The 23,858-nt window shown below is 33.0% G+C and carries 24 protein-coding genes and 1 other RNA gene; 22 read left to right on the forward strand and 3 right to left on the reverse strand.

The annotated features are described in order from the left end of the window. Positions 1-28: 28 nt before the first annotated feature. The 16 genes from G7051_RS07315 (at position 29) to G7051_RS07390 (ending at position 16,618) form a co-directional block, all read left to right on the forward strand. Positions 29-1,096 (forward strand): glycosyltransferase, encoded by a 1,068-nt coding sequence (locus tag G7051_RS07315; protein WP_166199241.1) that lies wholly within the window; start codon positions 29-31, stop codon positions 1,094-1,096. Positions 1,097-1,103: 7 nt separating this feature from the next. After that, a complete protein-coding gene (locus G7051_RS07320; RefSeq protein WP_166199242.1) occupies positions 1,104-2,120 on the forward strand; it encodes a polysaccharide biosynthesis protein in 1,017 nt (338 codons plus the stop codon). 1 nt (position 2,121) lies between these two features. Beyond that, positions 2,122-2,556 (forward strand): WxcM-like domain-containing protein, encoded by a 435-nt coding sequence (locus G7051_RS07325; protein ID WP_166199243.1) that lies wholly within the window; start codon positions 2,122-2,124, stop codon positions 2,554-2,556. 7 nt (positions 2,557-2,563) lie between these two features. Next, positions 2,564-3,703 (forward strand): NAD-dependent epimerase/dehydratase family protein, encoded by a 1,140-nt coding sequence (locus G7051_RS07330; RefSeq protein ID WP_166199244.1) that lies wholly within the window; start codon positions 2,564-2,566, stop codon positions 3,701-3,703. Between the two features lie 9 nt (positions 3,704-3,712). Further along, positions 3,713-4,852 (forward strand): non-hydrolyzing UDP-N-acetylglucosamine 2-epimerase, encoded by a 1,140-nt coding sequence (gene wecB, locus G7051_RS07335; protein ID WP_166199245.1) that lies wholly within the window; start codon positions 3,713-3,715, stop codon positions 4,850-4,852. 4 nt (positions 4,853-4,856) lie between these two features. Next, positions 4,857-6,257: a lipopolysaccharide biosynthesis protein gene (locus tag G7051_RS07340; protein ID WP_166199246.1), complete on the forward strand. Its 1,401-nt coding sequence runs from the start codon at positions 4,857-4,859 to the stop codon at positions 6,255-6,257. 95 nt (positions 6,258-6,352) lie between these two features. Continuing rightward, positions 6,353-7,318: an SDR family oxidoreductase gene (locus G7051_RS07345; protein WP_166199247.1), complete on the forward strand. Its 966-nt coding sequence runs from the start codon at positions 6,353-6,355 to the stop codon at positions 7,316-7,318. 29 nt (positions 7,319-7,347) lie between these two features. After that, complete coding sequence (locus tag G7051_RS07350; RefSeq protein ID WP_166199248.1) at positions 7,348-8,610, forward strand: nucleotide sugar dehydrogenase; 1,263 nt, start codon at positions 7,348-7,350, stop codon at positions 8,608-8,610. Positions 8,611-8,651: 41 nt separating this feature from the next. Beyond that, positions 8,652-9,974 (forward strand): hypothetical protein, encoded by a 1,323-nt coding sequence (locus G7051_RS07355; protein ID WP_166199249.1) that lies wholly within the window; start codon positions 8,652-8,654, stop codon positions 9,972-9,974. Positions 9,975-10,002: 28 nt separating this feature from the next. Continuing rightward, on the forward strand, positions 10,003-10,758 hold the full coding sequence (locus tag G7051_RS07360; protein WP_166199250.1) for a glycosyltransferase domain-containing protein: 756 nt from the start codon (positions 10,003-10,005) through the stop codon (positions 10,756-10,758). Between the two features lie 107 nt (positions 10,759-10,865). Continuing rightward, the gene (locus G7051_RS07365) at positions 10,866-11,798 is read left to right on the forward strand and encodes an EpsG family protein (protein ID WP_166199251.1); all 933 of its coding nucleotides are present in this window, start codon (positions 10,866-10,868) and stop codon (positions 11,796-11,798) included. Positions 11,799-11,815: 17 nt separating this feature from the next. Further along, on the forward strand, positions 11,816-12,619 hold the full coding sequence (locus G7051_RS07370; RefSeq protein WP_166199252.1) for a glycosyltransferase: 804 nt from the start codon (positions 11,816-11,818) through the stop codon (positions 12,617-12,619). Then, positions 12,616-13,368, forward strand: coding sequence for a glycosyltransferase (locus G7051_RS07375; RefSeq protein ID WP_166199253.1), 753 nt, complete (start codon positions 12,616-12,618; stop codon positions 13,366-13,368). Before G7051_RS07370 ends, G7051_RS07375 begins: the two co-directional genes overlap by 4 nt. Before the next feature lie 2 nt (positions 13,369-13,370). Next, positions 13,371-14,498: a glycosyltransferase family 4 protein gene (locus tag G7051_RS07380; RefSeq protein ID WP_166199254.1), complete on the forward strand. Its 1,128-nt coding sequence runs from the start codon at positions 13,371-13,373 to the stop codon at positions 14,496-14,498. A gap of 16 nt (positions 14,499-14,514) precedes the next feature. After that, positions 14,515-15,747, forward strand: coding sequence for a beta-galactosidase (locus tag G7051_RS07385; RefSeq protein ID WP_166199255.1), 1,233 nt, complete (start codon positions 14,515-14,517; stop codon positions 15,745-15,747). Between the two features lie 10 nt (positions 15,748-15,757). Next, positions 15,758-16,618: an NAD(P)-dependent oxidoreductase gene (locus G7051_RS07390; RefSeq protein ID WP_166199256.1), complete on the forward strand. Its 861-nt coding sequence runs from the start codon at positions 15,758-15,760 to the stop codon at positions 16,616-16,618. Between the two features lie 13 nt (positions 16,619-16,631). Here G7051_RS07390 and G7051_RS07395 read toward each other — a convergent pair whose 3' ends face one another. Together G7051_RS07395 and G7051_RS07400 are read right to left on the reverse strand one after the other, a co-directional pair. Further along, entirely contained in the window at positions 16,632-17,387 is a 756-nt protein-coding gene (locus tag G7051_RS07395; protein ID WP_166199257.1) for a type 1 glutamine amidotransferase, read from the reverse strand. Further along, complete coding sequence (locus tag G7051_RS07400) at positions 17,388-18,704, reverse strand: YihY/virulence factor BrkB family protein (protein WP_166199258.1); 1,317 nt, start codon at positions 18,702-18,704, stop codon at positions 17,388-17,390. It abuts the gene before it with no gap. 724 nt (positions 18,705-19,428) lie between these two features. Here G7051_RS07400 and G7051_RS07405 point away from each other — a divergent pair. The 4 genes from G7051_RS07405 to G7051_RS07420 all read left to right on the forward strand — a co-directional run bounded on the left by G7051_RS07405 (position 19,429) and on the right by G7051_RS07420 (position 21,492). Continuing rightward, positions 19,429-19,611, forward strand: coding sequence for a hypothetical protein (locus G7051_RS07405; RefSeq protein WP_166199259.1), 183 nt, complete (start codon positions 19,429-19,431; stop codon positions 19,609-19,611). 84 nt (positions 19,612-19,695) lie between these two features. After that, the gene (locus G7051_RS07410) at positions 19,696-19,860 is read left to right on the forward strand and encodes a hypothetical protein (RefSeq protein ID WP_166199260.1); all 165 of its coding nucleotides are present in this window, start codon (positions 19,696-19,698) and stop codon (positions 19,858-19,860) included. 82 nt (positions 19,861-19,942) lie between these two features. Next, the gene (locus tag G7051_RS07415; RefSeq protein WP_166113235.1) at positions 19,943-20,140 is read left to right on the forward strand and encodes a hypothetical protein; all 198 of its coding nucleotides are present in this window, start codon (positions 19,943-19,945) and stop codon (positions 20,138-20,140) included. Positions 20,141-20,184: 44 nt separating this feature from the next. Next, on the forward strand, positions 20,185-21,492 hold the full coding sequence (locus G7051_RS07420; protein ID WP_166199261.1) for a tetratricopeptide repeat protein: 1,308 nt from the start codon (positions 20,185-20,187) through the stop codon (positions 21,490-21,492). Positions 21,493-21,558: 66 nt separating this feature from the next. On the opposite strand, the gene rnpB is transcribed toward G7051_RS07420, so the two are convergent. Further along, positions 21,559-21,924: RNase P RNA component class A (rnpB, locus tag G7051_RS07425), an RNA gene on the reverse strand. A 208-nt stretch (positions 21,925-22,132) separates the two neighbouring features. Here rnpB and G7051_RS07430 point away from each other — a divergent pair. Both G7051_RS07430 and ybeY read left to right on the forward strand, forming a co-directional pair. After that, the gene (locus G7051_RS07430; RefSeq protein ID WP_166199262.1) at positions 22,133-23,365 is read left to right on the forward strand and encodes a nucleoside recognition domain-containing protein; all 1,233 of its coding nucleotides are present in this window, start codon (positions 22,133-22,135) and stop codon (positions 23,363-23,365) included. A 60-nt stretch (positions 23,366-23,425) separates the two neighbouring features. After that, positions 23,426-23,854, forward strand: a complete 429-nt coding sequence (gene ybeY, locus G7051_RS07435; protein WP_166199263.1) for an rRNA maturation RNase YbeY — start codon at positions 23,426-23,428, stop codon at positions 23,852-23,854. Positions 23,855-23,858 lie beyond the last annotated feature (4 nt).

Consider the following 23,858-nt stretch of genomic DNA (forward strand, 5'->3'; position numbering starts at 1 on the left):
ATTCAAAGCGGTTTGTAAATTTATAAGAATGAATAGATTGAAAAGAGTATTTATTATTGGACATTTTGAAGGAGCTTCTAATAATAGAACTGATTTAGAGCTTAAAAGTCTAATTTCGTTAGGCGTAAACTGTGAAAAAATAAACTTATTACCTTATATTAAGTCACGTTCAAAATATATTTTAAGGTTGTTTAAGTCATTTTCTTACTTATTTAAAATAAGCTCGACAGATGTTGTAATAATATATGGAGAATCTCCTTTTTTTGTTATAGATACTTTTTTCATAAGATTAGCTGGGGGGAGAATAATATTTGAAAGAACCGAATATTCAAATGAAGTTCTTTATGGGAAAAAGGAAGATAAAAAGAAAAAAAGCCTGTTTGATTTTTTGAAGAATCTGAAATATGCTGATGGGTTTATAACTTGTTCAGATGCTTTAATACAATATTATCGTCAATTTGTTCCTTCAGAAATAGAAATTCTTAAATTATCTTTATTAGTTGATTCAGGTAAATTTCATTATCAGGGAGAAAGTCCATATAATTTTAAATATATAGCATATTGTGGATATATGGGGGATAATAAAGATGGAGTACCCATTCTCATTGAAGCTTTTAAGAAAATACAGGCAGATTATAAAGAAATTAACCTTTTACTTATTGGAACAGCCTCTGAAAGAGAAATGATCAGTTTAAAAGAACAAGTAAAAGGAATTGAGGAGAGGGTGATATTCACGGGTGCTGTGGCACATGATGCTATGCCGAAATTGCTTTCATCTGCAAGTATTCTTGCTTTAGCAAGACCTGATAACAAGCAAGCTGAGGGAGGTTTTCCTTCAAAGTTAGGAGAATATTTATCAACAGGAAAACCTGTTATTGTTACTAAAGTTGGAGAAATACCATCCTACATTCAAGATGGGGTAAATGGCTATTTAGTAGAACCGGATGATGCAGATTTATTTGCTAATAAATTGAAATATATATTAGATAATTACGATGAAGCTCTTATTGTAGGGAAAGAAGGTTTAAAATTAGCAAAGTATTTTGACTATTTTAATCAAGGACTTATGTTGAAAAATTATATAATGAAAATATAGACATAATATGGAATTATTTAAAGATAAAATTCTACTAATTACCGGAGGAACAGGATCGTTTGGTAATGCTGTTTTGAAACGCTTTTTAGATTCGGGTCTAAAAGAGATCCGAATATTTAGTAGAGATGAAAAGAAACAGGATGATATGCGTCATGCATTACAAAATCCTAAAGTTAAATTCTATATTGGGAATGTTAGGGATAAACGTAGTGTTGATAATGCAATGCGTAATGTTGACTTTATTTTTCATGCTGCGGCATTAAAACAAGTACCATCGTGTGAATTTTTTCCGATAGAGGCTGTAAATACTAATATTTTAGGAACTCAAAATGTTCTAGATTCGGCAGTTGAACATGGAGTAAAACGTGTAGTTGTTCTTAGTACAGATAAGGCTGCCTATCCTATAAATGCAATGGGTATGAGTAAGGCTTTAATGGAAAAAGTTGCTGTCGCAAAAGCGCGTTCCTTAGGTGAGGATGCTCAGACAACTATTTGCTGTACAAGATATGGAAATGTTATGGCTAGTAGAGGTTCGGTAATCCCTCTTTTTGTTGATCAGATGAAGGCGGGTAAGGATTTAACTGTAACAGATCCTTCAATGACTCGTTTTATGATGACATTGGATGATGCTGTAGACCTTGTCTTGTTTGCATTTGAACATGGTAATAATGGTGACTTATTTGTTCAGAAAGCTCCTGCGGCGACTATTGAGACTTTAGCAGAGTCTTTGATAAAGTTATATGCTTCAAAGAGTAGATTACTTACAATAGGTACCCGTCATGGAGAAAAGTTATACGAAACTCTTGTTACTCGAGAAGAGATGGCCAAAGCTCGTGATTTAGGCGAATATTATCAGATACCTTCAGATAATAGAGATTTAAATTATGATAAATATTTTGTAGAAGGAGAAGCCGAAATTTCATCAATTGATGACTATCATTCTCATAACACTACCCGTTTAGATATTGCTGGAATGACCGAATTGTTGTTAAAGTTAGATTTTATAAAGGAAGACCTGAAATAGTATGTCGGAAATTAGATTAATTGAAGGCGAAATTTATCAGGATGACCGTGGAATGATCACTTCTCTTAACGATTTTTCATTTGAAGGAGTTCAAAGATGTTATTTCATTCATCACCCTAATGATAGAGTTATTAGGGGATGGCATGCGCATCAGTTCGAGAAAAAATGGTTTTATTGCGTAAAAGGTTCATTTACCCTTGCTTTTGTTAAGATTGATAATTGGAAAAATCCTTCTGTAAATTTAAAACCACAGGTTTTTAATTTATCAGCTCAAAAGAGTGAAATAATATGTTTACCTGAAGGTTATGCAAATTGTATAAAAGCAAATGAGCCAGATTCAATACTATTGGTATATTCAGGAAAAAAAATGAAAGATGCTCTGGATGATTCATGGCGTTATGATTCTTCATTGTGGGTAGATTGGACTAAATACTAAATTTATAATGATAAAAGTTGGAATTACAGGTCAGGCAGGCTTTGTTGGTACTCATTTATATAATGAGTTAGGATTATTACCTAATGAGATAGAACGAATACCTTTTGAGGATATTTTCTTTTCAGATACCCTTGCTCTAGACAATTTCGTGAGGCAATGTGATGTTATAATTCATTTAGCAGCAATGAATAGACACGAAGATCTTGACTTTTTATATAGAACTAATGTTGGTTTATGTGAACAACTCATATCCGCTATGGAAAAAACCAACTCTAAGCCTTACTTATTATTTTCTTCTTCGACACAAGAAGAATTAGATAATTTATATGGGAAGTCAAAAAAGGAGGGTCGCAGCTTATTTGAACAATGGGCTAAGAGGAATAATGCTTCATTTACAGGTTTGGTAGTTCCTAATGTATTTGGACCTTTTGGTAGACCTAACTATAATTCTTTTATTTCTACCTTTTGTTATAAGTTAACCCATGGAGAACAACCTTCTGTATTAGTTGACAGTTCTGTTAGGTTGATATATGTTGGATCGTTGTGTCGTTATATAATTGAGAAAATCAAGTGTAATAATGAGGCTGGAGAATCTTCTTTAATTGAGCAGGTTTTAGTCCCATATGATTTTGAGAATAACGTAACTGGCATATTGGCCAAATTTGAGATTTTTAAAGAACAGTATTTTGATAAAGGTATTATACCTAATCTTAAAGATGCGAATGATGTGAATTTATTTAATACATTTCGCTCTTATATTGATAATAAAAATTATTTCCCCTTTAATCTTATCCAACATAAAGATGATCGTGGGGTTTTTGTCGAGATAATTAAATTAGGAGTTGGAGGACAAGTTTCTTTTTCAACGACTAAATCGAATGTGACTAGAGGAAACCATTATCATAGTCGTAAAATTGAACGATTTACTGTTATAAAAGGTAAAGCTCGTATTCAGTTACGCAAGATTGGATCCAATGAAGTCCTTAATTTTTATCTTGATGGTTCCGAACCATCCTATGTCGATATGCCGATATGGTATACACACAATATTACAAATATTGGTGATGAAGAACTGTATACACAGTTTTGGATTAATGAGTGGTATGACCCAAAAGATGGAGATACTTATTTTGAACCTGTTGAATAATAAAATATTATGAAGAAGTTAAAAGTAATGACGGTAGTAGGAACACGCCCAGAAATCATACGTTTGGCATGTGTCCTTAAAAAATTAGATGAATCTGAAGCAATTGAACATATATTGGTGCATACCGGACAGAATTATGATTATGAATTGAATGAGGTTTTTTTTGAAGATCTGGAACTTCGCAAACCAGATTATTTCTTGAATGCTGCAGGAAAAAATGCGACCGAGACCGCAGGTCAAATATTAATAAATATTGACTCAGTTTTAGAGAAAGAAGAGCCTGAAGCATTTCTGGTACTTGGAGATACAAATTCATGTCTTTGTGCTATTGCAGCAAAGAAAAGACATATTCCAATCTTCCATATGGAGGCAGGAAACCGTTGCTTTGATCAAAGAGTTCCAGAAGAGACAAATCGAAAGATTGTTGATCATACTTCTGATATTAACTTAACATATAGTGATATTGCCCGAGAGTATTTATTAGCGGAGGGCTTACGTCCGGATAGAGTAATAAAAACAGGAAGCCCAATGTACGAAGTGCTTACTCGACAATTACCTAAAATAGAGAAGTCTACTATTTTAAATAGCTTAAATCTTGCTGAAGGAAGATATTTTGTTGTTTCGGCACATAGAGAAGAAAATATTGCATCTTTACATAATTTCCATAACTTGGTTGATATATTAAATACAATTGCTGAAAATTATGATTTGCCAGTGATAGTTTCGACTCATCCTCGTACACGCAATATGATTGAAAAACATGATATAAAATTTCATCCCAACGTGAAGTTAATGAAGCCAATGGGGTTAAGTGATTACATTGCCCTACAAATGCATTCAAAAGCGGTTTTGTCTGATAGTGGTACTATTAGTGAGGAATCCTCAATACTTAATTTTAGAGCATTGAATATTCGTGAGGCACATGAGCGTCCTGAAGCAATGGAAGAAGCTTCGGTTATGATGGTAGGGCTAAACAAGATTAGAGTATTGCAAGGATTAATACAGCTACAATCTCAACAGGTAGGAACGGAGCGAAATTTCCGTCTCGTTTCTGACTATAGTATGCCTAATGTCTCAGATAAGGTTGTACGAATTATTATATCTTACACAGATTATATTAAGCGTGTTGTTTGGAGTGAGAATATATAAGTAGATGAAAAAAGAGTTACTTATATCGTTTTTTTCTTACGGGCTAACTTCAGCTTTAAGCAAGTTTATAGGTGTTCTATTATTACCTATCTATACTCGATATTATTCGAATGCAGACTATGGAGTAATAGATATGATACAGACGATAATTACGATAGTAATGGTTTTCGGTACATTACAGCTAGAAACGTCTCTACAGAGGTATTATTATGAGGTGGAGGAAAAAGATAGAAAAACTATAGCTTCTACAATTCTTATTTTCACCTCTGTTATATCTTTATTATTAACTGTTATAATTCAATTGTTTGCCTCTGGAATATCTCTATTGTGTTTTGATACCGAAGCGTATGCTTCTAGTCTTATTGTTGCTGCAATAACAATTCCTTTGACAACAATTTCGGTTGTGTCTTTTATTATAATAAGATACATGAAAAAGCCTCTGTTTTTTGCAGGTATTACGTTATTACAAGTTATAGTAACGGCTCTTTCTACGCTATATTTTATACATATTGATGTAGGGGTATTAGCTGTTTTTTATGGGCAAGGTTTAGGATATCTTGTTTTAGTGATTATACAATTTATCTATTTGAGGCACTTTTATTCTTATTCTTTTAATATTAATTTTTTAAAGAAAATGCTTGCCTTTGCATTGCCTCAATTTCCAGCACGTTTAGGTAGTGTGGCAAGTTCATATCTCAATCGCTTTGTAATGTTGGGGGTTTTATCTATTTCAGCAATAGGTATATATTCTGTTGCTCTAAAATGTGCATCTGCCATTTCTATTTTGCAGGCAGCATTTATTATGTCCTGGTTTCCTTTTTTCTATGAAAAGCTGAAAGAGCCTAATCATAAAGAACTTTTTAAAAGTTTTTTTACATATGTATGTTTGGGAGTTGGGATTGTAGTTGCTTTCATGTCTCTATTTGCTAAAGAAATCCTTATTATCATTGCTTCTGCTGAGTTTTTCGAGGCATATCGTTTAGTTGGAGGCCTTAGTCTATACCTCTCTTTATTTATAGTAAAAGAATATATTGATATGGGACCTAGAATAACAAAGAGAACATTGTATATTAGTTATACTTATGTCATCACAGCTATCATAAATTTCGTATTATTGTATTATTTTACTCCTCTAACTGGATTAGAAGGAGTTGTTTGGTCTATGGTATTTACGAATATATTTCTTATTGTGATGTCATGGTGGATTTCAGAACGACTATATTACATTGGATTTTCAAAAATAATTTTTGTGATTTTTATAGTTACAGCACTTGTGTTAGTTTTGATGACTATGTATTGGGAGCCTTCTTTGTTTATAAGGATTAGTTTATTTTCAGTCTTTCTAGTATTAGGAGGAATACAATATTTAAGGTTGAAAAATCACGAAATATTAAATAAAGGATAGCAATACATGCAATATTAATTAGAACAAAACGTTTCATTAGCGAGATGTTTTGTTCTGTTTATTTACTGATATTAAATATTTAAAATATAAATATAATGCATAAAATTCTGGTTACCGGTGGAGCCGGTTTTATTGGTTCTAATTTGAGCGAAGAACTATTAAGAAGAAATTATAAAGTTCGTTGCTTAGATAATTTTGCAACAGGGCATTTTAAAAATATAGAATCGCTATTAGCTAACCCTAATTTTGAGTTGATAGTTGGAGATATTAGAAATATTGAAGATTGTCAGAAAGCTGTTGATGGAGTTGATTATGTTCTTCATGAAGCAGCTTTAGGTTCTGTTCCTAGGTCGATAAAAGATCCTATAATGTCAAATAGTGTAAATGTCGGAGGTTTTCTTAATATGCTTGTTGCTAGTCGCGATGCTAAAGTAAAGCGTTTTATTTATGCTGCGAGTTCATCTACTTATGGTGACTCTAAAACTTTACCTAAAGTCGAAGATGTTATTGGCAAACCTCTGTCTCCATATGCAATAACCAAATATGTAAATGAACTTTATGCTGATGTTTTTTCAAAGACGTATGGTCTTGAGTGTATTGGACTGCGTTACTTTAATGTTTTTGGACGTAGACAAGATCCAAACGGAGCATATGCAGCAGTTATCCCGCTTTTTGTTAAACAATTCATGAATCATGAATCTCCTGTTATTAATGGTGATGGGGAATATTCTCGAGATTTTACATATGTTGATAATGTTATTCAGATGAATATTCTTGCGATGACAACGTCTAATAGTGATGCTCTTAATACAGTATATAATACTGCTTATGGAGAGCGTACTACTCTAAATCAATTAGTACATTCTTTAAAAGAGATTTTGGCTGAATTTGATCCGGAAATAGGGAATGTCGATATAAAATATGGTTCAAATCGGGCAGGAGATATTCCTCATTCCTTAGCTAGCATAGATAAAGCTAAGAATTTGTTGGGATATAACCCCGAGTATAGTTTAAGAAAAGGACTGGAAGAGGCAATTAAGTGGTATTGGGAAAATATTTAATGAGAAAATTATAATATAACATTTAAATAATGAATACAGATATTTCTATCGCAGTTATTGGTCTAGGCTATGTCGGTTTACCTCTAGCAAGACTATTTTCAACTAAATATAAAACAGTTGGTTTTGATATTAATAAGTCAAGGGTTGATACGTTGATGAATGGACATGATGATACTCTGGAAGTTTCGGATGATTTACTTAAGCAGGCTATAAAAAATGGTTTTATATGTACTTCAGATATTAATCAAATAAAAAACTGCAACTTTTATGTAGTTACCGTTCCTACTCCGGTTGATCAAAATAATAATCCGGACTTGACTCCTTTATATAAGGCTAGTGAAACTGTCGGTAGGGTTATAAAAAAAGGAGATATAGTTGTTTATGAATCAACTGTATATCCAGGTGTAACAGAAGATGAGTGTATACCTGTCGTAGAGAAGATCTCGGGATTAGTTTTTAATAGAGACTTTTTTGCAGGTTATTCACCAGAACGTATAAATCCGGGAGATAAAGAGCATACAGTTGAAAAAATAAAAAAAGTTACATCTGGATCAACTAAAGAAGTAGGAAAGAAGGTCGATAACATTTACTCATCTGTTATTATAGCTGGAACCCATTTAGCTCCAAGTATTAAAGTTGCAGAGGCTGCTAAAGTTATTGAGAACTCTCAACGAGATATTAATATTGCTTTTGTAAATGAACTATCTAAAATATTTACAAGAATGGGTATTGATACTCAAGATGTATTGGATGCCGCTGCCTCTAAATGGAATTTCCTTCCGTTTAAACCTGGTTTGGTTGGTGGTCATTGTATTGGAGTAGATCCTTATTATTTAGCTCAATGTGCACAACGTTTTGGATATAATCCGGAAATTATCCTAGCGGGACGTCGTATGAATGACAGCATGGGGGAATATGTTGCTATGGAAGTGATTAAGTTAATGCTAAAAAAAGGTATTCAGGTGCTGAATTCTAATATTCTTATACTTGGATTTACCTTTAAGGAAAATTGTCCAGATGTAAGAAATACGAAAGTTATTGATGTAATTAAGACATTAAAAACTTATAATATCAATGTTCAAGTTTATGATCCCTGGGCTGAATCAGAAAAGGTATTTGAAGAGTATGGTGAAAAAGTGGATAATAAATTACCACAACAAGAATTTGATGCTGTTATTCTAGCAGTTGCACATAATGAATTTGAAAAACTGGATATTAAGCAATTACTTAAATCAAATAATGTGATTTTTGATGTGAAAGGAGTATTGGAAGAATATTCTTCAAGGTTATGATTTCTATTAAGTAAATTTAAAAATTAGCAATCCATATATTTATGAAACCTTATTATCTATTCATTTTTATTATTATATTTAGTCTATATGGTTGTGAGGACAAAAAAACTTCTGAGTATTATGAAACTCCAGATATAGAAATGTTTACTAATGATTCTATTGATTTATCTAAATACTCATCTGATTTAGGTCTGAAATGTGCATTTTCAGAAAAAACGGACTTATTTGGCTTATATAAAGGAAAGCTGTTTGTTAAGGATTTGTCAAAGATAAAACAAAAGCAAAACTATCTCCTTAAGATTAATGGACATGAGGTGAAGGTGAAGGTTAAATTTTGGATTGAAGATAAATATAGTTTAGAGTTATTAGATTCTGATTGTAAATATAGAATTCTTCTAACAAAAGGTGATACTACATTTTTTTTAGATCAATCTAAACTGTACTATTCTGTTGGAAACATGTCTAACAAAACTTTCTGCGCTGATTTACCTTATAATTATCCTTTATATACGGAGTTGATTGCAGACGGTAATCTATATGCATACCGTACCATGGGAGAAATATATGTTAGCCAAGATTTGAAAAACTGGAGAAGAATATATTCAGATAAGCGGGGAATAAAATCTTCAATGGTTATTGTTGGAGATAAAAAACGTTTATTATTTATTGAGTATAGTCCAGGAAAGGAAAGACTTAGACATCATATTTATTCTTATGATTTCGATTCTAAGAAGTTGCAGAAAAAATATACTTTCTATTCCTCTACTGAATCTATACCCGATACTTCTTGTATCCGAATTCGTCATATTCATGTTATTGATAAAGATCCATATACAGGAGATATCTATGTTGGTACTGGTGATGCAGATAACGAGTCGATGATTCTTAGATCAACTGATGATGGAGATAATTTTCATATACTTGGAGGAGGATCTCAACTTTGGAGATCGTTATCTTTTATTTTTACGCCTACTGATGTGTTTTGGAATACAGACAGTGATGCTCCACAATTTTTAACAAGGCTATCTAAGGAAGATGTACGGGATGGAATTCTGATTGAAGATAAACTAGTACGATTTCCATTAACTAACAGTGCATTATGGTGTACAACAAATTACCAACTGGATAAAAATACCCAAATGGTAGTAATGAGCTCGAATAATGAAGGGGGTATTTATGATAATTATTGTAGAACTTATGGTATTATTATCAAAAATAGATTACCGATAGTATATGAATTATATAAAATCCCAGCTAGAATAATTTACACACAACTATTTCCTTTGGGAGTTGATAATGAAGGAAAGATATACCTATGCAATGTTGAAAATTTGAAAATTTCTGTTTTTAGATTAAAACAATAAAGTAGATTGTAAACAAATTATATATAAGATGAATAAAAAAGTAATATATACATGTTTGGTTGGTAATTACGACAATCTTTCTCAGCCAGAGATTATATATGATGATTTTGATTATATTTGTTACTCTGATAACGTTAGTAAATCTCATATAGGTGTATGGCAGGTTAGGGCCATACCTTTTGAATGTGAAGATAAAACTCGTTTGTCTCGTTATGTTAAGATTAATCCTCATAAAGTTTTATCAGACTATGATTATAGTATTTATATTGATGCTAATATAATCATTACGGATGGCTTTTTGCGAGATCGTGTACTTGAACTAATTGAGCATGGTAGTGTTTGGGCACAGATCGAGCATACGTTTATTAATTGTATCTACGATGAAATTATCAGATGTGCGGAGCTTGCAAAAGATAAAATAAAAATTTTATCAGCCCAATATCATTTTCTTAAAAAAGACGGTTATCCCAATGCTTTTGGATTATATGAGAATGGATTACTATTTCGTCAACATAACGATAGGAGGGTTATTAATATATCAGAAGCTTGGTGGACTGCATATATGACTCTTTCGAGAAGAGATCAACATTGTCTTGGTTATGTTTTTTGGAAGTCTCATTTCAAGCCAGATTTGTTATTGCCTCAAGGGCAAGATACCCGTAATCATCCAGGTTTCTTTTATAAACAACATGTAATGTCTTTGAAACAAAAAATAGTTTATAAATTAAGGATTTATAGAAATCAAATAATTATATCTTTATTTAAATCTAAATTGTTCAATTAAAAAATTAGACATTGATAGCGTTTTTAATATTTGTATTCATATTCTTAATTTTTCTCTCATTTTATACCCCAAAGGATTATTCGTTGAGGTATTTTATATTTGTTTTTTTGGGATTATGTTTAAGTTTTGCTGCAGGGATTAGAGAAGGCTGGTCTGATTACCAGAATTATGTAAATGGCTATCATTATGCCGTAGCAGGAGATATTGGGGCACTTGAAGTTTCGTTTTTCTTAATATCTAGATTTGTAGATTTTATTTTTGGAAATATATTAGGATTATTCATTATTTATGGAGCAATAGGTGTTTTCTTAAAGCTAATTTCAATAAAGCAATTAACCGAACTATGGTTTCTATCCTTAATTATATATGTCTCTAATTTTTATATATTGCATGAGTTAATCCAGATGCGGGCTGGTGTTGCGTCTGGTTTTCTTTTACTTTGTATAAAACCAATATATGATAGAAATTGGAAATTGTTCTTAACTTTCTTTTTGTGTGCGTTCTTTTTCCATTATTCATCATTGGTTATTTTACCTTTATGGTTTTTAACTAATAAGCCTCGAAAAATATTCCTGTATTTATCTGTGCCTGTTGCATATTTTATCTATTTTACTAAAATAAATCTGGTTTCTGTCGCTATTCCTATTCCTGCAATACAAGCGAAAATTAATTTGTACCAAGAGATGTTGGCTATGGGCGAACAAAATCAGATTAATGTATTTAATTACGTATTCCTTGTTAAGATTATGATATTTTATATTCTATTATGGAAAATAGACTTACTTCAAAAGAAGAACCAATATGCAACGCTCTTGATCAAAATATTTGCTTTGTCGATCTTTGCCTTTCCTGTTTTTGCAACTATGCCAGTTATTGGCTTTCGTATAAGTGAATTGTTCGGAATAGTTGAAATTATTTTGTTCCCTTTGTTATACTATATTGCTAAACCCAAAGTTATTCCGATCTCTGTAGTTATATCTATTGGATTATTATTATTTTATATTTCGGTATTTTATGGAGAACTTCTTGTTAATAATTAATTGTTCAGAAAAATAATATGAAGATATTAGCAGTAATTGTATTATATAAAAGCCCCCTGGAGGTGTCTGCATCTTATACGTCTTTATTGAAAGGTGGTGATGATCTTGATTATTTTATATATGATAACTCACCTCAGCCAATGCATAAAAAGACAGACTTTAAGGATTATGTGTATGTACATGATACTTATAATGGCGGTATATCTATGGCGTATAATACTGCAGCTGCATATGCTAGAGATAATAGATATGATTGGCTACTATTGCTAGATCAGGATACGGAGTTTCCTGTAGATACAATTCTAAAATATAAAGATGCAATTAATCGGCATTCCGATATAATGCTATTTGCGCCTGTTCTTCAGTTGTCTGATAAATCATTCTTTTCTCCAATTTTAGAAAAACATCCAAGACGTAATGGACTATATTTGAAGTCGGGAATATATAATATTTGTGACTATAAACTGGTAAATAGCGGATTATTGATAAATGTTGATGCCTTTTGGATAAGTGGAGGTTATAATGAAAATGTTCGATTAGATTTTGCTGATTTTCAGTTTATAAAAAGATATCGGAAATATTATGACAGGTTTTTTATTATAGATTGTATTGCAACACAAGACTTTTCAAGCCATGATACAGATGTTGATAAGTTATTAACCCGTTTTGTTCTATATTGTCAAGGAGCTAAGATGTTTGAGACGGATACATTACAAGAGAAAATGAATCTTGCTTATATCGTTTTTAGACGTATGTGTGGTCTTATTTTGAAAACTAAAAGAATAAATTTTTTAAATATATTTTTTAAACATTATCTATGATATCAGTTTGTATTCCTACTTATAATGGTAGTAAATATATAAAGGAGCAGTTAGATTCGATTCTAATCCAGTTATCAGAAAATGACGAAATTATAATATCAGATGATCGTTCGACAGATGATACGATCTCTATAATTGAATCATACCATGATGATCGGATTAAGATATTTATTCATGAAAAGATTAATAATTCTTATAAAGGCCCTTATAAAAATATATATTATGTGTATCGCAATATCGAAAATGCATTAAAGCATGCTACTGGTGATTATATATTTTTATCTGACCAGGATGATATCTGGTTGCCTCATAAAGTTGAGAGAATGATGCAGGCATTCAGTGATGGTGCAATACATATTCAGCATAATAATACCTTAATAGATAATAATCACAATGTTCTGTTAGACTCTTATTTTTCCTTTGTAAAACCAGCGAATACTTTTTCTCGAATTGTCTTGAGATGTTTTATTCAGGGGGCTTCTATGGCTTTTACTCAGACTGTTTTAAAATGGTCATTACCATTTCCTCAAAACCCTATCAGTCACGATCATTGGATAGCTTATAATGCTTATTTTAGAGGGTATGATATGACTTTAATTAACGAGCCATTATTGCTTTACCGCAGACATGATAACAATGTATCGCCAAGTGGAAATAAAAGTAGTAATCCATTATGGTTTAAACTAAGTTATCGTTTTCGTCTAGTTTGGGCCATTGTGACTATTAGATTAAGGATAAATAAAAATTAGAGATGCAAAAAAAGAAAATCTTACATATACAGGTTTTGCCTAAACTCTCAGGAGTACAAACAATATCTCTTGAAATATTTAAAGGGCTATCTAATCTTGAGTACGAAAAGTGGATATTATTTAGTGATAAGACTGATCAAGGAGATATCCATCAATGTATTGAAGAGTTCGAAAAGGTAGGAGTAAAAGTCATCTTTTCGTCTAACCTTAAACGCAATATTGGACTTAAAGATATACCTGCGACTTATGAGATATATAAATTGTGTCGAAGAGAAAAGTTTGATATCGTACATACACATTCAACAAAGCCTGGAATTATAGGTCGTATTGGAGCTTGGTTTGCTAAAGTCCCATTAGTTATCCATACAGTCCATGGTATTGCATTCCATGAATATGTAAAATTTCCTGTATGGCAATTTTATTGGTTATGTGAGATGTTTTCGTCTATCTTCTGTGATAAAATTATTTTAGTTAATAAATATTATGGTAAATATTTTAAGAGGTTTGCAAAAAAAACATTAACCATATATAATGGTCTTGACTTTAAAAAATTCCCATTACAAAGTGACGAAAACCTATTGACGCGTAATGAAATTCCCATTAAAATTCTTTATACAGGGAGATTGGATAATCAAAAAGATCCATTGAGTCTTTTGGCTGCAGCGAAAATAGTATGTGAAAAGCATTCATCAGCACTTTTCACTATTGTTGGAGATGGAGAGAAGTATCAAGAATGCCTTGACTTTATTAATGAAAATAGTTTATCTTCTAATATAAAATTGGTTGGATGGCAAACTGATGTTGCGAAATATTATCAAACGCATAATATTTTTGCAATGTCATCAATATATGAATCGTTTGGTCTGATCTTTTTAGAGGCAGGTTATTATAATCTGCCTGTTGTAGCTACAAATGTAGAAGGTATTCCGGAAGTGGTAATTGATAATGAAACAGGATTTTTATGTGATCCTCGGGATTCAGTCTCTTTAGCTAATAATATTCTAACATTGATAGAAAATAAGTCTCTAAGAAATCAAATGGGAGTTGTGGGACATAATTATGTCCTTACTAATTTCACATCAGATCGTATGGTTTCTGAGTATGATTTGATTTATAAACAGAAGCAATAATTTAATTGGAGATTAAATGAAAAAGATAATAGTGCTAATATTTTGCTTCATACCTATATTTTCCATGTTATCTCAAGTAAAACTTGTAGATGATAAAATTACAATTGTTGCTTGGACAGGTGTTGCTCCTGAGGAAACAACGGTTAAACGTTTTCAAGAATTGAAAGATTGTGGTTTTAATTGTAACTTAACTTACTATGCGAATAGGGATTCTTTAACTAAAGCCATGCAAATTGCTAATGAGGTTGGAATTAAGATGCTTCTTCTGTGCCCAGAACTCTTAGATGCTAGTGCTAGACCTAAGGCAATTGCAGAGCAATTTGGCAATGATCCTGCAACATTAGGATATTTCTTAAAAGACGAACCTCTTACAAATAATTTTCCTTATCTTACACAATTGGCGGCTCGGATAGAAAGTGGTGATAATAAACATTTTTGTTATGTTAATCTTAATCCAATATTTGCTCCGGCAGATATTCTTGGGGCTGCTTCGTATAGCGACTATCTTGATCAGTTTATTGCAATGTTTAAGCCTAAGCTCCTTTCATTTGATCATTATCCTGTAATTCCTGATGGTAATGGGAAATTGTTTTTAAGAAAAAATTGGTATCAGAACCTTGAAATTATAGCTGAAAAAGCCGGAAAAGCACAAATTCCGTTTTGGGGATTTGCTCTTGCTACTGCTCATGCAATTTATCCAGTTCCGACTCTTGGACAATTAAGGGTTCAGGTGTTTAGTAATTTAGCATATGGAGCACAAGGTATTCAATATTTTAATTATTGGACTCAATCAGGGAGAGATACAAATCCTAATACAAAATTTAGAAACGGGCCTATTGATAATATAACAAAGAAAAAAACAAATGTATATTATTATGTAAAAGAAATTAATGAGGAAATAAATAGCTTGATGAAAGTATTTTACAATTCAAAAGTTATTTCTGTTGAGCATATGGGAAGAGAAATTCCTGAAGGAACAAAAGAGCTAAAGGTTTTACCTAGTATTTTTAAAATATTGGATACTAATGGTGCAAATGTCATTGTTTCTCAATTGAATAATAATGATGATTTATATGTCGTAATTGTAAATAAAGATTTTGAGAAAGCAATAGATGTCGCAGTTCAGCTAAGAACATCATCTGTAAAGAGGATTCTAAATAATGGTTCTATTATTTCTGTTTCGAAAAAAAAGAACAATGTGAGTATAGCCCCTGGTGATGTTTTAATATATACTTGGAAAAATAAATAAGCTTTATAATATGACAACACCTAAAATCTCTTGGATAGGATTGGGACACATGGGAACCCCAATGGCTTCAAATCTCCTGAAAGCAGGATTTGATATAGCAGTGTATAATCGTTCAGTTGAAAAACTGAAACCACTGACCGATGCCGGAGCTAAACCTTACACATCTTTAGATGATGTTCGGGATAATTCGAATGTTATTTTCACAATGTTATCGGATGATTCGGCTGTATCCTCAGTATATGCTGATTTATTGAAAGGTTCTGTTTCGGAGAAGCTCTTTATCAATATGAGCACCATTTCTTCAGAACTAACGAAGCGATTAGCAGCAGAAATAGAATCAAAAGGAGGTTATTATTTGGAAGCTCCCGTCTCAGGAAGTGTAAAGCCTGCTATAGACGGAACGCTTATCATATTAGCGGCCGGTAGAGAACCCGACTATGAATTCGCTACAACTTATTTTGAAAAGCTAGGTAAACTATCCTTATATCTGGGAGAAGTAGGGCAGGGAGCCAAAGCTAAATTAGCGATTAACTATTATATGTCTGTCGTTATTGAGGGATTAGCCGAAACTGTCCTTTTTGCTGAGAAGAATGGTATTGATAAAGAAACAATGATGTTTATTGTCAATGAAAGTGCTTGTGGTAGCCCTATGTCAAAGATGAAAACACCTTCCATTATACAAGATAACTACCCGGCGGCTTTTCCGCTTAAACATATGGATAAAGATATACGTTTGGCAAAGGCAGAAGGGTTAAATACCGAAACTTCCAATGCGATGAAGAATATCTATCAAGACGCTATGGAAGCAAACTTGGGTGACAATGACCTTATGGCTGTAATAAAGACGGTAAAATCGAAATATTTTAAATAAGATATATATTCCCTTATAAAGAGAGCAGAGAGTCGTTGAAATCGGCTCTTTGCTCTTTTTGTTTAGAACTTAACCAATCAAGAATCTCTTCAAGTAAATGATTGCATTGCGGAATGAAATCACTGCTACAATCTTTTATATGCTGTGCTGATTGTATATACTTGCCCTCTATTAATTCTTCGGCTCCATTTATAAGCATCTCCTCTAAAGAATCAGTGGTAACTTCTAGGTGAAACTGCAAGCCTAATACTTTTTCATTATATAAAAATGCCTGATTAAGGCACCCTGTACTAGATGCTAACCTGATACTATCCGGAGGAATGCTGAATGTATCTCCATGCCAGTGAAATACCAAAGGGGCAAGAGCATCTTTCTCTAAAATTGGAATTTCTTTAGCGGCATCAGTCCATCGAATGGGCAACCAGCCTATCTCTTTATAATTATTTGTTGTGACTTTTCCACCCAATACATCGGCTATAAGTTGAGAACCTAAACAAAAACCAATTACCGCTTTATTCGATTCTATTGTTTCCTTAATGAATCTCTTCTCTGTCACTAACCAAGAATAAATACCTTCTTCGTAGATATTCATGGGGCCTCCCATTATAATCAGCATATCAAACTCATCCTGATTCGGAAAATTTGCTTCCTCGAAAAGGTATGTATAGCTTAAGTGATGTTTATGTTTATTGGCCCATAATTCAATATGTCCGATTCCTTCGAAGCAGACATGGATCAGACAATGGATTCTCAGGCTGTTTGATTTCATTTACAGATCTTTTATCAGCGTATTCTTTTCTTTTTCATGAATAGTATTCCTGATATCATTGATAACATTCCATTCATCCGTAAACTCGTCTGTAATATCTATATTGAAATCTTCCGAACCAAAACTGTCAACCTTATGGAATAGATAACTTACCGATATTTTGTTAATGTCAAGAGCAGGTATATATGCCGGCACCATGTCTTTCTCCGATGGTGTTTCAACGATAATATTCAGATCAAGTAATAGGTAAATAATATCGCTGGTAAGACGGGTTGGTATTTTATACTTTTCGGATATCTCATTTGCCGTATAAGGCTTTTCGCCTTCCTCGAAACGCTTTACTATAAGCGTTGAAATCAGTAATATGATAAAGTCTTTGTATCTACGGGTAATATCTTTGGTTTCTTTCTCGAAATTAAATTTAGCAATATTCTGATGAGAAAAAGATAGCTCTACACCTATTAAAACAATCAGCCATGATATTTGCAGCCATAATAACAACAAAGGAAGTGCAGCGAAACTACCGTAAATGGTATTGTATTTAGATATCCATAACTGTCCGCTGATATATATTTGTTGGAAAATCTGAAAAGCCACACCGGCAATGATACCTGCAAAAATTGCACTGCTAATTTTCACCTTAGTATTAGGAATGTAAGCATACACAAAAGTGAACAGAAGTATAGTCAGGATAAACGGCAATACCTTGATGAAAGGATTTATAAATACTCCAATGATGTGAGTCTCCAGCGATGAATTTAATATGATAGAAAAACCGGCATTACAAACTAAAAGTACAGGTGCAACAAGAAGCAGCCCGGTATAATCGGTAAATTGACGATAATACGATCTGCCATTTTTGATTCCCCAGGTAGAATTAAAGTTGTCTTCAATATTCGAAACCAGATTTAAAGCAGTGTAGAGTAACAGCACAAGACCTACACCCAGAAAAACTCCACCTTGAGCATATTCCAGTGATTTATCGATAAATCGCATCGCTGTCGAAAGAGCCTGTTCCTGTCCCTGAAAATAACCGAACAATTGGCTTTGAAGGATATTCTGAAATCCAAAGCCTCTTGCGATGGCAAATAATACCGCAAGTAGCGGAACAATCGATAAAAGAGTGCTGTATGTGAGTGCCGAAGCTCGTGTATTAACCAGTGACCAGTTTAGATTTCGATAGGTCAGAACAAACGATTTGATACTATTGTATGATATAGCCCGGAGTCTTCCCAATCCGTTAGTATCTATCCTCCAGATTCCAATAGATAGAAAATGGAGTAGTCGTTGTATAAATTTTGTTACTTTATCAATCATTTTTTTTCTTTCAAATTTAAGTAATTCATCCCAAGTTTTTTAAACCTTTTCTATACTCAGGTTAGTAAAAAGCAAAAGTAGCTATACCTCTAGAATATGGCAATAAATATCTGATATTACTTGGTTATACAATAAGGTGACATTAGTTACCAAAAATACTCAGTAAAGTGCACAAAGGTGACAGTTTAGTATGGCTAGTGTTACTTTTGTTGTTTTTATTAAACTTTTGTAAATCAATACGTAAGCATAAAAAAGGTTACAAAAGTAACAAAAGTAACACTTTTATACTGTTCTTTTTATTCTTTGCATCAACAGTTAGTATTCTCAATGGATAGATAAACCTATTAATAACTGAAATTCTGTTTGGTATGTTGCCTTATTAATATACTTATCAAAAACATCCGTTGAAGGTAAATTGTTCTTTGATACTCGGTCGTGTATAATCTATTTGCTTGTTTTATAGGTGGTTGACTTAGTATTTCCTTTATACAACACCGAAATTATTGAAAGTAGTTTTCAGACCTTTTCTTCTATTTCTTTAAGTAATAGTTCTGTGAACTTAATATTAGACGAATTATTTATTTTAATCTTATTTTTCTCCTTTATGAAAATATAAAATCATTAAAATCTCACTAATTCACTATTGAAAACATAATGAGCTGTTTTGATAAATATCGTTTGAGAAATTATCATATTTTTGCGAATAAATGTAATAAACAATACAATGAGAAACCTTTTGACGGTAATTAGGATCTTTACTCCATTGTTGTTTTCTTCCGGTGCAAAAGGAGGGACGGGTAGTGGCGTAATGGCGAATTCTTTCAAATCAGGAAACAACTCTGTATCTACGATTAATGATGACCATGTTGATGTTAATTTTGATACTAAAGAGAAATCTTTTAATTAAAATTGGCCTTGTAATCTGAATTTTTTAAACACACAATACAATAAAATAATGAAAACTAAATTTTTACTGATTGCAATTAGCTGTATGACATTGTTATTTACTTCCTGTGAAAAGGAAGAAATGGGTGTCGGAGGAAGTACGGGTGGTGGTGGCATGCAGGATGCTAATTCTATAGTGAAGTCTACCCCAGCACCCTCAAATAGTGAAGAGGTTCTTGCTACTGATAGTATTTTAAAGACTGACGAATAGCTTACTCTTTTTTGTAAACCAAATTCAATAAGATTAATAATCTAATTACTTCAATTTTCACACACATACAATACAATAAATAATGAAAACTAAATTTTTACTGATTGCAATTAGCTGTACGACATTGTTATTTACTTCCTGCGAAAAGGATGAAATGGGTGTCGGCGGAGGTACTGGTGGTGGGATGCAGGATGCTAATTCTATAGTGAAGTCTACCCCAACACCCTCAAATAGTGAAGAGATTCTTGCTTCTGATATTATATTAAAGGCAGAAGAATAGTCTAACAGGCACCAATGGAATCTTTACACATCAAACACCCATTAATGAAACTACTACTTAAATATTTATTTTTAATGGTGACAGGGACATTATTGTTCTCATGTCAAAAAGATAACTCGCAAGAAAAATTACTTAAACAAGCTGAAAATAACTTGGTTATTGGTAAGCCTGAAATTACCCTTAATTTATTAGCATCCATTCAAAACCCTGAGAAGATGGACAAGCGCAGTTACATGCAATATATAGTAACCTATGTAGGGGCAAAAAAGGAAACGAAATCTGATATAACATCAGATACCTTGATATTTGAGGCGCAAAACTATTTTAATGACACAAAGGATTATAAAAACTCAGCTCTTGCTAATTACTACGCAGGATGGGTATTTTATGTAAATAATAAGTTGCCTCAATCCTTAGGATCTTTTATGTACGGTGCTGACGCAGCTGACAAATCAAGCAATTATCTTTTAGCGGGTAAAAGTTTTAATAATATCGCATATATTTATTATCAAGGTCACCTTTTGGATAGTGCTATTAGTAATTATAAAAGAGCTTTTCCGTATTATGATAAATTAGAAAATGTCAGCCAAAGAAAGATCGAAATTTTGACAGATATAGGTCGTAGTTATGAAGGTAATAATAAGTTAGATAGTGCTTATGTATACTTTCAAAAAGGATTAAACCTTGCCAAACAAACAGATCATAAAAAAGAAGAAAGACAACTCTACCATAATTTGGGATTAACTTGTTATGGAATGAGTGAATATGAAAAGTCTATTGAGTTTTTTCATTCGGCATTAGCAATGAATACTTCCAGTGAGTCAGAGATTACACAAATAAATCTTTACTTACTCAATATATACAACAAAAAACAAGACAATAAATTAGCCAAACAATATGCTGATTTAGTTATATTAGGCCTTCCCAATATAAGCTACAGTTACACAATCAAAGAAATATATGCTGCTCTAGCTGAATATTATAAGCAGATAGGCGATTACAAACAAGCCTTAGAGTATAGTGAATTAGAAAAAAACACTAAAGAGCAGATTGAAAAAGAAAAAAATGTTCCGGCCTTGTTAGAGGCAGACAAGAGTTTCCATTTAGCAAAAAAAGATCGTGAAGTTCAAGAGCTTAAATCTGATGTTGTTTTCTTTCTTGTAGTTGGAGGAGTTATTATCTGTATTGTATTAGTATTTATCTTCTTTATTTGGAACGATAGTAAAAAAGGGAAAGCCGAAATAAGAGAATGTGCTGAGAGGTACGATGAAATCAAGGCATTATTGTTTTCTATGGGTGAAAAATACCCGAAAATAGAAGCTGAAATAAAATCAATGCTCGAAGACGATTGAATGTAAATTGCTTTCCGACAGTAGATGGTACAGAATAGAGAGCAAAAGTAGTGAGGTTGATAAATAAAATACAGCCGATCTGTAAGCCGGGTTCTGTGCCTCGTAAAACGAAGTGCTTGTCATTTGTCTACTCCTGCTGTTGCCAACAGGCTCTAGCGACCTACCCCCCGACATCGGGCGAGCAGCCCTACATGCGTCGGTATACATGGTCTTGCAACTCATAAGTAGTACGGCTCCCGGTATTGCTACAAGGACCGGTGAGCTCTTACCTCACCTTTTCACCCTTACTCCGATAAATCGAAGCGGTTATTTTCTGTTACCTTACTCTGCCCTCGCGAACAGCTTCCCGTTAGGAAGTATGATGCTCTGTGTTGCCCGGACTTTCCTCTTTCCATCCTTTGCAAGATGGCCAGCGACAAACCGATCTGCTGTATTTCGACTGCAAAGGTAATACAATTTACACCTATTAAGTACATAAAAGTATGTAATGATATATTTTATAGCTGTAATGAATGACTATAGCTGTTATACCGATCAAGCTAACAAGCCATTCTGCTATTTTAAAATTGTTTTTGGTTTTGAAAAATGATGGGTTTTGGCAAATAGTCTTAACTTTGACAATATTTTTCCTGAACTCTATATGGTACTTAATTATATTTGGATAGCCTTCTTTCTGGTTGCTTTTGTTGTTGCATTAAGTCGCCTTATCTTCTTTGGTGATTTCGAAACATTCAATGCAACAGTAAATTCGACTTTTGCCTCGGCCCGGTCGGGATTCGAAATATCCATCGGTTTAACCGGAGTTCTTACCCTATGGATGGGACTGATGAAGATCGGTGAACAGGGTGGGGTAATACAACTTTTTTCAAGAGCTATTAATCCTCTGTTTAGTCGGCTTTTCCCCGATATACCGAAGAATCATCCCGCAGGCGGTTCGATCTTATTGAATATTTCGGCTAATATTCTGGGGCTCGATAATGCCGCCACTCCTGCAGGTTTGCAAGCGATGAAAGAATTGCAGGAAATTAACCCCGATAAGAGCAAAGCATCTAATCCTATGATTATGTTTTTGGTTATGAATGCATCGGGATTAACGCTGATTCCTGTATCAGTCATGACTATTCGTGCACAAATGGGAGCCGCTAATCCGGCAGATGTTTTTGTACCCATTATGATTGCAACTTTTATCTCAACAATGATCGGTGTATTGGCGGTTTGTGTCAAACAAAAGATTAATATTTTCGATAAAGTTATTCTCGGTACATTTGGAGGCGTTGCATTGCTTATAGGTGCAGTTATTTGGGCTTTTAGTAGTATGGGACCCGAAAAAGCCCAGCAAATATCAAGTTTGGTTGCCAGTATAATACTTTTTAGTATCATTATATTTTTCATTCTAAGCGGAGTTCGAAAGAAAATAAATGTATACGATTCTTTTATCGAAGGAGCCAAAGATGGTTTTTCGACAGCTGTACGGATTATTCCCTATTTAATCGCTATATTAGTAGCTGTAGGTATGTTCAGAGCTTCAGGAGCAATGGACTTTTTAGTTGATGGATTGAAATCCTTTGTCGCTTTCTCTGGCTTTGATGCCAAATGGGTAGATGCAATGCCTACTGCACTCATGAAACCCCTCAGTGGAAGTGGTGCCAGAGGGATGATGGCCGATACTATGGCTGTTTTTGGCGCAGATTCATTTGCAGGTCGTTTGGCATGTATTTTTCAAGGGTCTACCGACACTACTTTCTTTGTAGTAGCCGTTTATTACGGTAGTGTCAATATAAAAAATAGCAGATATACTGTTCCTTATGCTCTTTTAGCCGATTTAGTCGGGGTTATAACAGCGATTTGGGTGGCGTATATCTTTTTCTCATAATCTGTACAGGTGTAGTATAATTTACTTATCATAAAATAGGTCTCTGACCTTATTCGAAATATGGCAATAATATATCAAAACGAAGGAGTGAAAGCCCCCTTGATAAAGAAGAGGGAAGTAACGAAGTGGATCAAAGATGTAGCAGCATCTTATGACAAAAAAGTAGGAGATGTTTCTTATATCTTTTGTTCAGATGAAAAAATTCTGGAAATAAATAAAGCATATCTGCAACACGATTATTATACTGATATTATAACATTCGATTATACCGATGAAAATGTAATATCCGGAGATATATTTATCAGTTTGGACACTGTCGAAAGTAATGCTAAAGAGTTTAATACCGATTACTTGGAAGAGCTTCATCGAATCATTATTCATGGAATACTTCATCTTTGCGGAATAAACGACAAGGGGCCGGGAGAAAGAGAATATATGACCGAATGCGAGAATAAGGCTTTATCTCTTTTGGGAAATATTATATTGTAACATG

It is taken from the genome of Dysgonomonas sp. HDW5B (assembly GCF_011299335.1).
Classification (GTDB): domain Bacteria; phylum Bacteroidota; class Bacteroidia; order Bacteroidales; family Dysgonomonadaceae; genus Dysgonomonas_A.

What these genes read in the sequence shown, in the direction of transcription:
- ybeY (WP_166199263.1), top strand. Translation starts at nt 23,426, where the DNA reads ATGGCAATAATATATCAAAACGAAGGAGTGAAAGCCCCCTTGATAAAG.
- G7051_RS07315 (WP_166199241.1), top strand. Translation starts at nt 29, where the DNA reads ATGAATAGATTGAAAAGAGTATTTATTATTGGACATTTTGAAGGAGCT.
- G7051_RS07400 (WP_166199258.1), bottom strand. Translation starts at nt 18,704, where the DNA reads ATGATTGATAAAGTAACAAAATTTATACAACGACTACTCCATTTTCTA.
- G7051_RS07390 (WP_166199256.1), top strand. Translation starts at nt 15,758, where the DNA reads ATGACAACACCTAAAATCTCTTGGATAGGATTGGGACACATGGGAACC.
- G7051_RS07370 (WP_166199252.1), top strand. Translation starts at nt 11,816, where the DNA reads ATGAAGATATTAGCAGTAATTGTATTATATAAAAGCCCCCTGGAGGTG.
- G7051_RS07330 (WP_166199244.1), top strand. Translation starts at nt 2,564, where the DNA reads ATGATAAAAGTTGGAATTACAGGTCAGGCAGGCTTTGTTGGTACTCAT.
- G7051_RS07360 (WP_166199250.1), top strand. Translation starts at nt 10,003, where the DNA reads ATGAATAAAAAAGTAATATATACATGTTTGGTTGGTAATTACGACAAT.
- wecB (WP_166199245.1), top strand. Translation starts at nt 3,713, where the DNA reads ATGAAGAAGTTAAAAGTAATGACGGTAGTAGGAACACGCCCAGAAATC.
- G7051_RS07420 (WP_166199261.1), top strand. Translation starts at nt 20,185, where the DNA reads ATGAAACTACTACTTAAATATTTATTTTTAATGGTGACAGGGACATTA.
- G7051_RS07415 (WP_166113235.1), top strand. Translation starts at nt 19,943, where the DNA reads ATGAAAACTAAATTTTTACTGATTGCAATTAGCTGTACGACATTGTTA.
- G7051_RS07385 (WP_166199255.1), top strand. Translation starts at nt 14,515, where the DNA reads ATGAAAAAGATAATAGTGCTAATATTTTGCTTCATACCTATATTTTCC.
- G7051_RS07430 (WP_166199262.1), top strand. Translation starts at nt 22,133, where the DNA reads ATGGTACTTAATTATATTTGGATAGCCTTCTTTCTGGTTGCTTTTGTT.
- G7051_RS07320 (WP_166199242.1), top strand. Translation starts at nt 1,104, where the DNA reads ATGGAATTATTTAAAGATAAAATTCTACTAATTACCGGAGGAACAGGA.
- G7051_RS07350 (WP_166199248.1), top strand. Translation starts at nt 7,348, where the DNA reads ATGAATACAGATATTTCTATCGCAGTTATTGGTCTAGGCTATGTCGGT.
- G7051_RS07410 (WP_166199260.1), top strand. Translation starts at nt 19,696, where the DNA reads ATGACATTGTTATTTACTTCCTGTGAAAAGGAAGAAATGGGTGTCGGA.
- G7051_RS07395 (WP_166199257.1), bottom strand. Translation starts at nt 17,387, where the DNA reads ATGAAATCAAACAGCCTGAGAATCCATTGTCTGATCCATGTCTGCTTC.
- G7051_RS07375 (WP_166199253.1), top strand. Translation starts at nt 12,616, where the DNA reads ATGATATCAGTTTGTATTCCTACTTATAATGGTAGTAAATATATAAAG.
- G7051_RS07405 (WP_166199259.1), top strand. Translation starts at nt 19,429, where the DNA reads ATGAGAAACCTTTTGACGGTAATTAGGATCTTTACTCCATTGTTGTTT.
- G7051_RS07380 (WP_166199254.1), top strand. Translation starts at nt 13,371, where the DNA reads ATGCAAAAAAAGAAAATCTTACATATACAGGTTTTGCCTAAACTCTCA.
- G7051_RS07325 (WP_166199243.1), top strand. Translation starts at nt 2,122, where the DNA reads ATGTCGGAAATTAGATTAATTGAAGGCGAAATTTATCAGGATGACCGT.
- G7051_RS07345 (WP_166199247.1), top strand. Translation starts at nt 6,353, where the DNA reads ATGCATAAAATTCTGGTTACCGGTGGAGCCGGTTTTATTGGTTCTAAT.
- G7051_RS07340 (WP_166199246.1), top strand. Translation starts at nt 4,857, where the DNA reads ATGAAAAAAGAGTTACTTATATCGTTTTTTTCTTACGGGCTAACTTCA.
- G7051_RS07355 (WP_166199249.1), top strand. Translation starts at nt 8,652, where the DNA reads ATGAAACCTTATTATCTATTCATTTTTATTATTATATTTAGTCTATAT.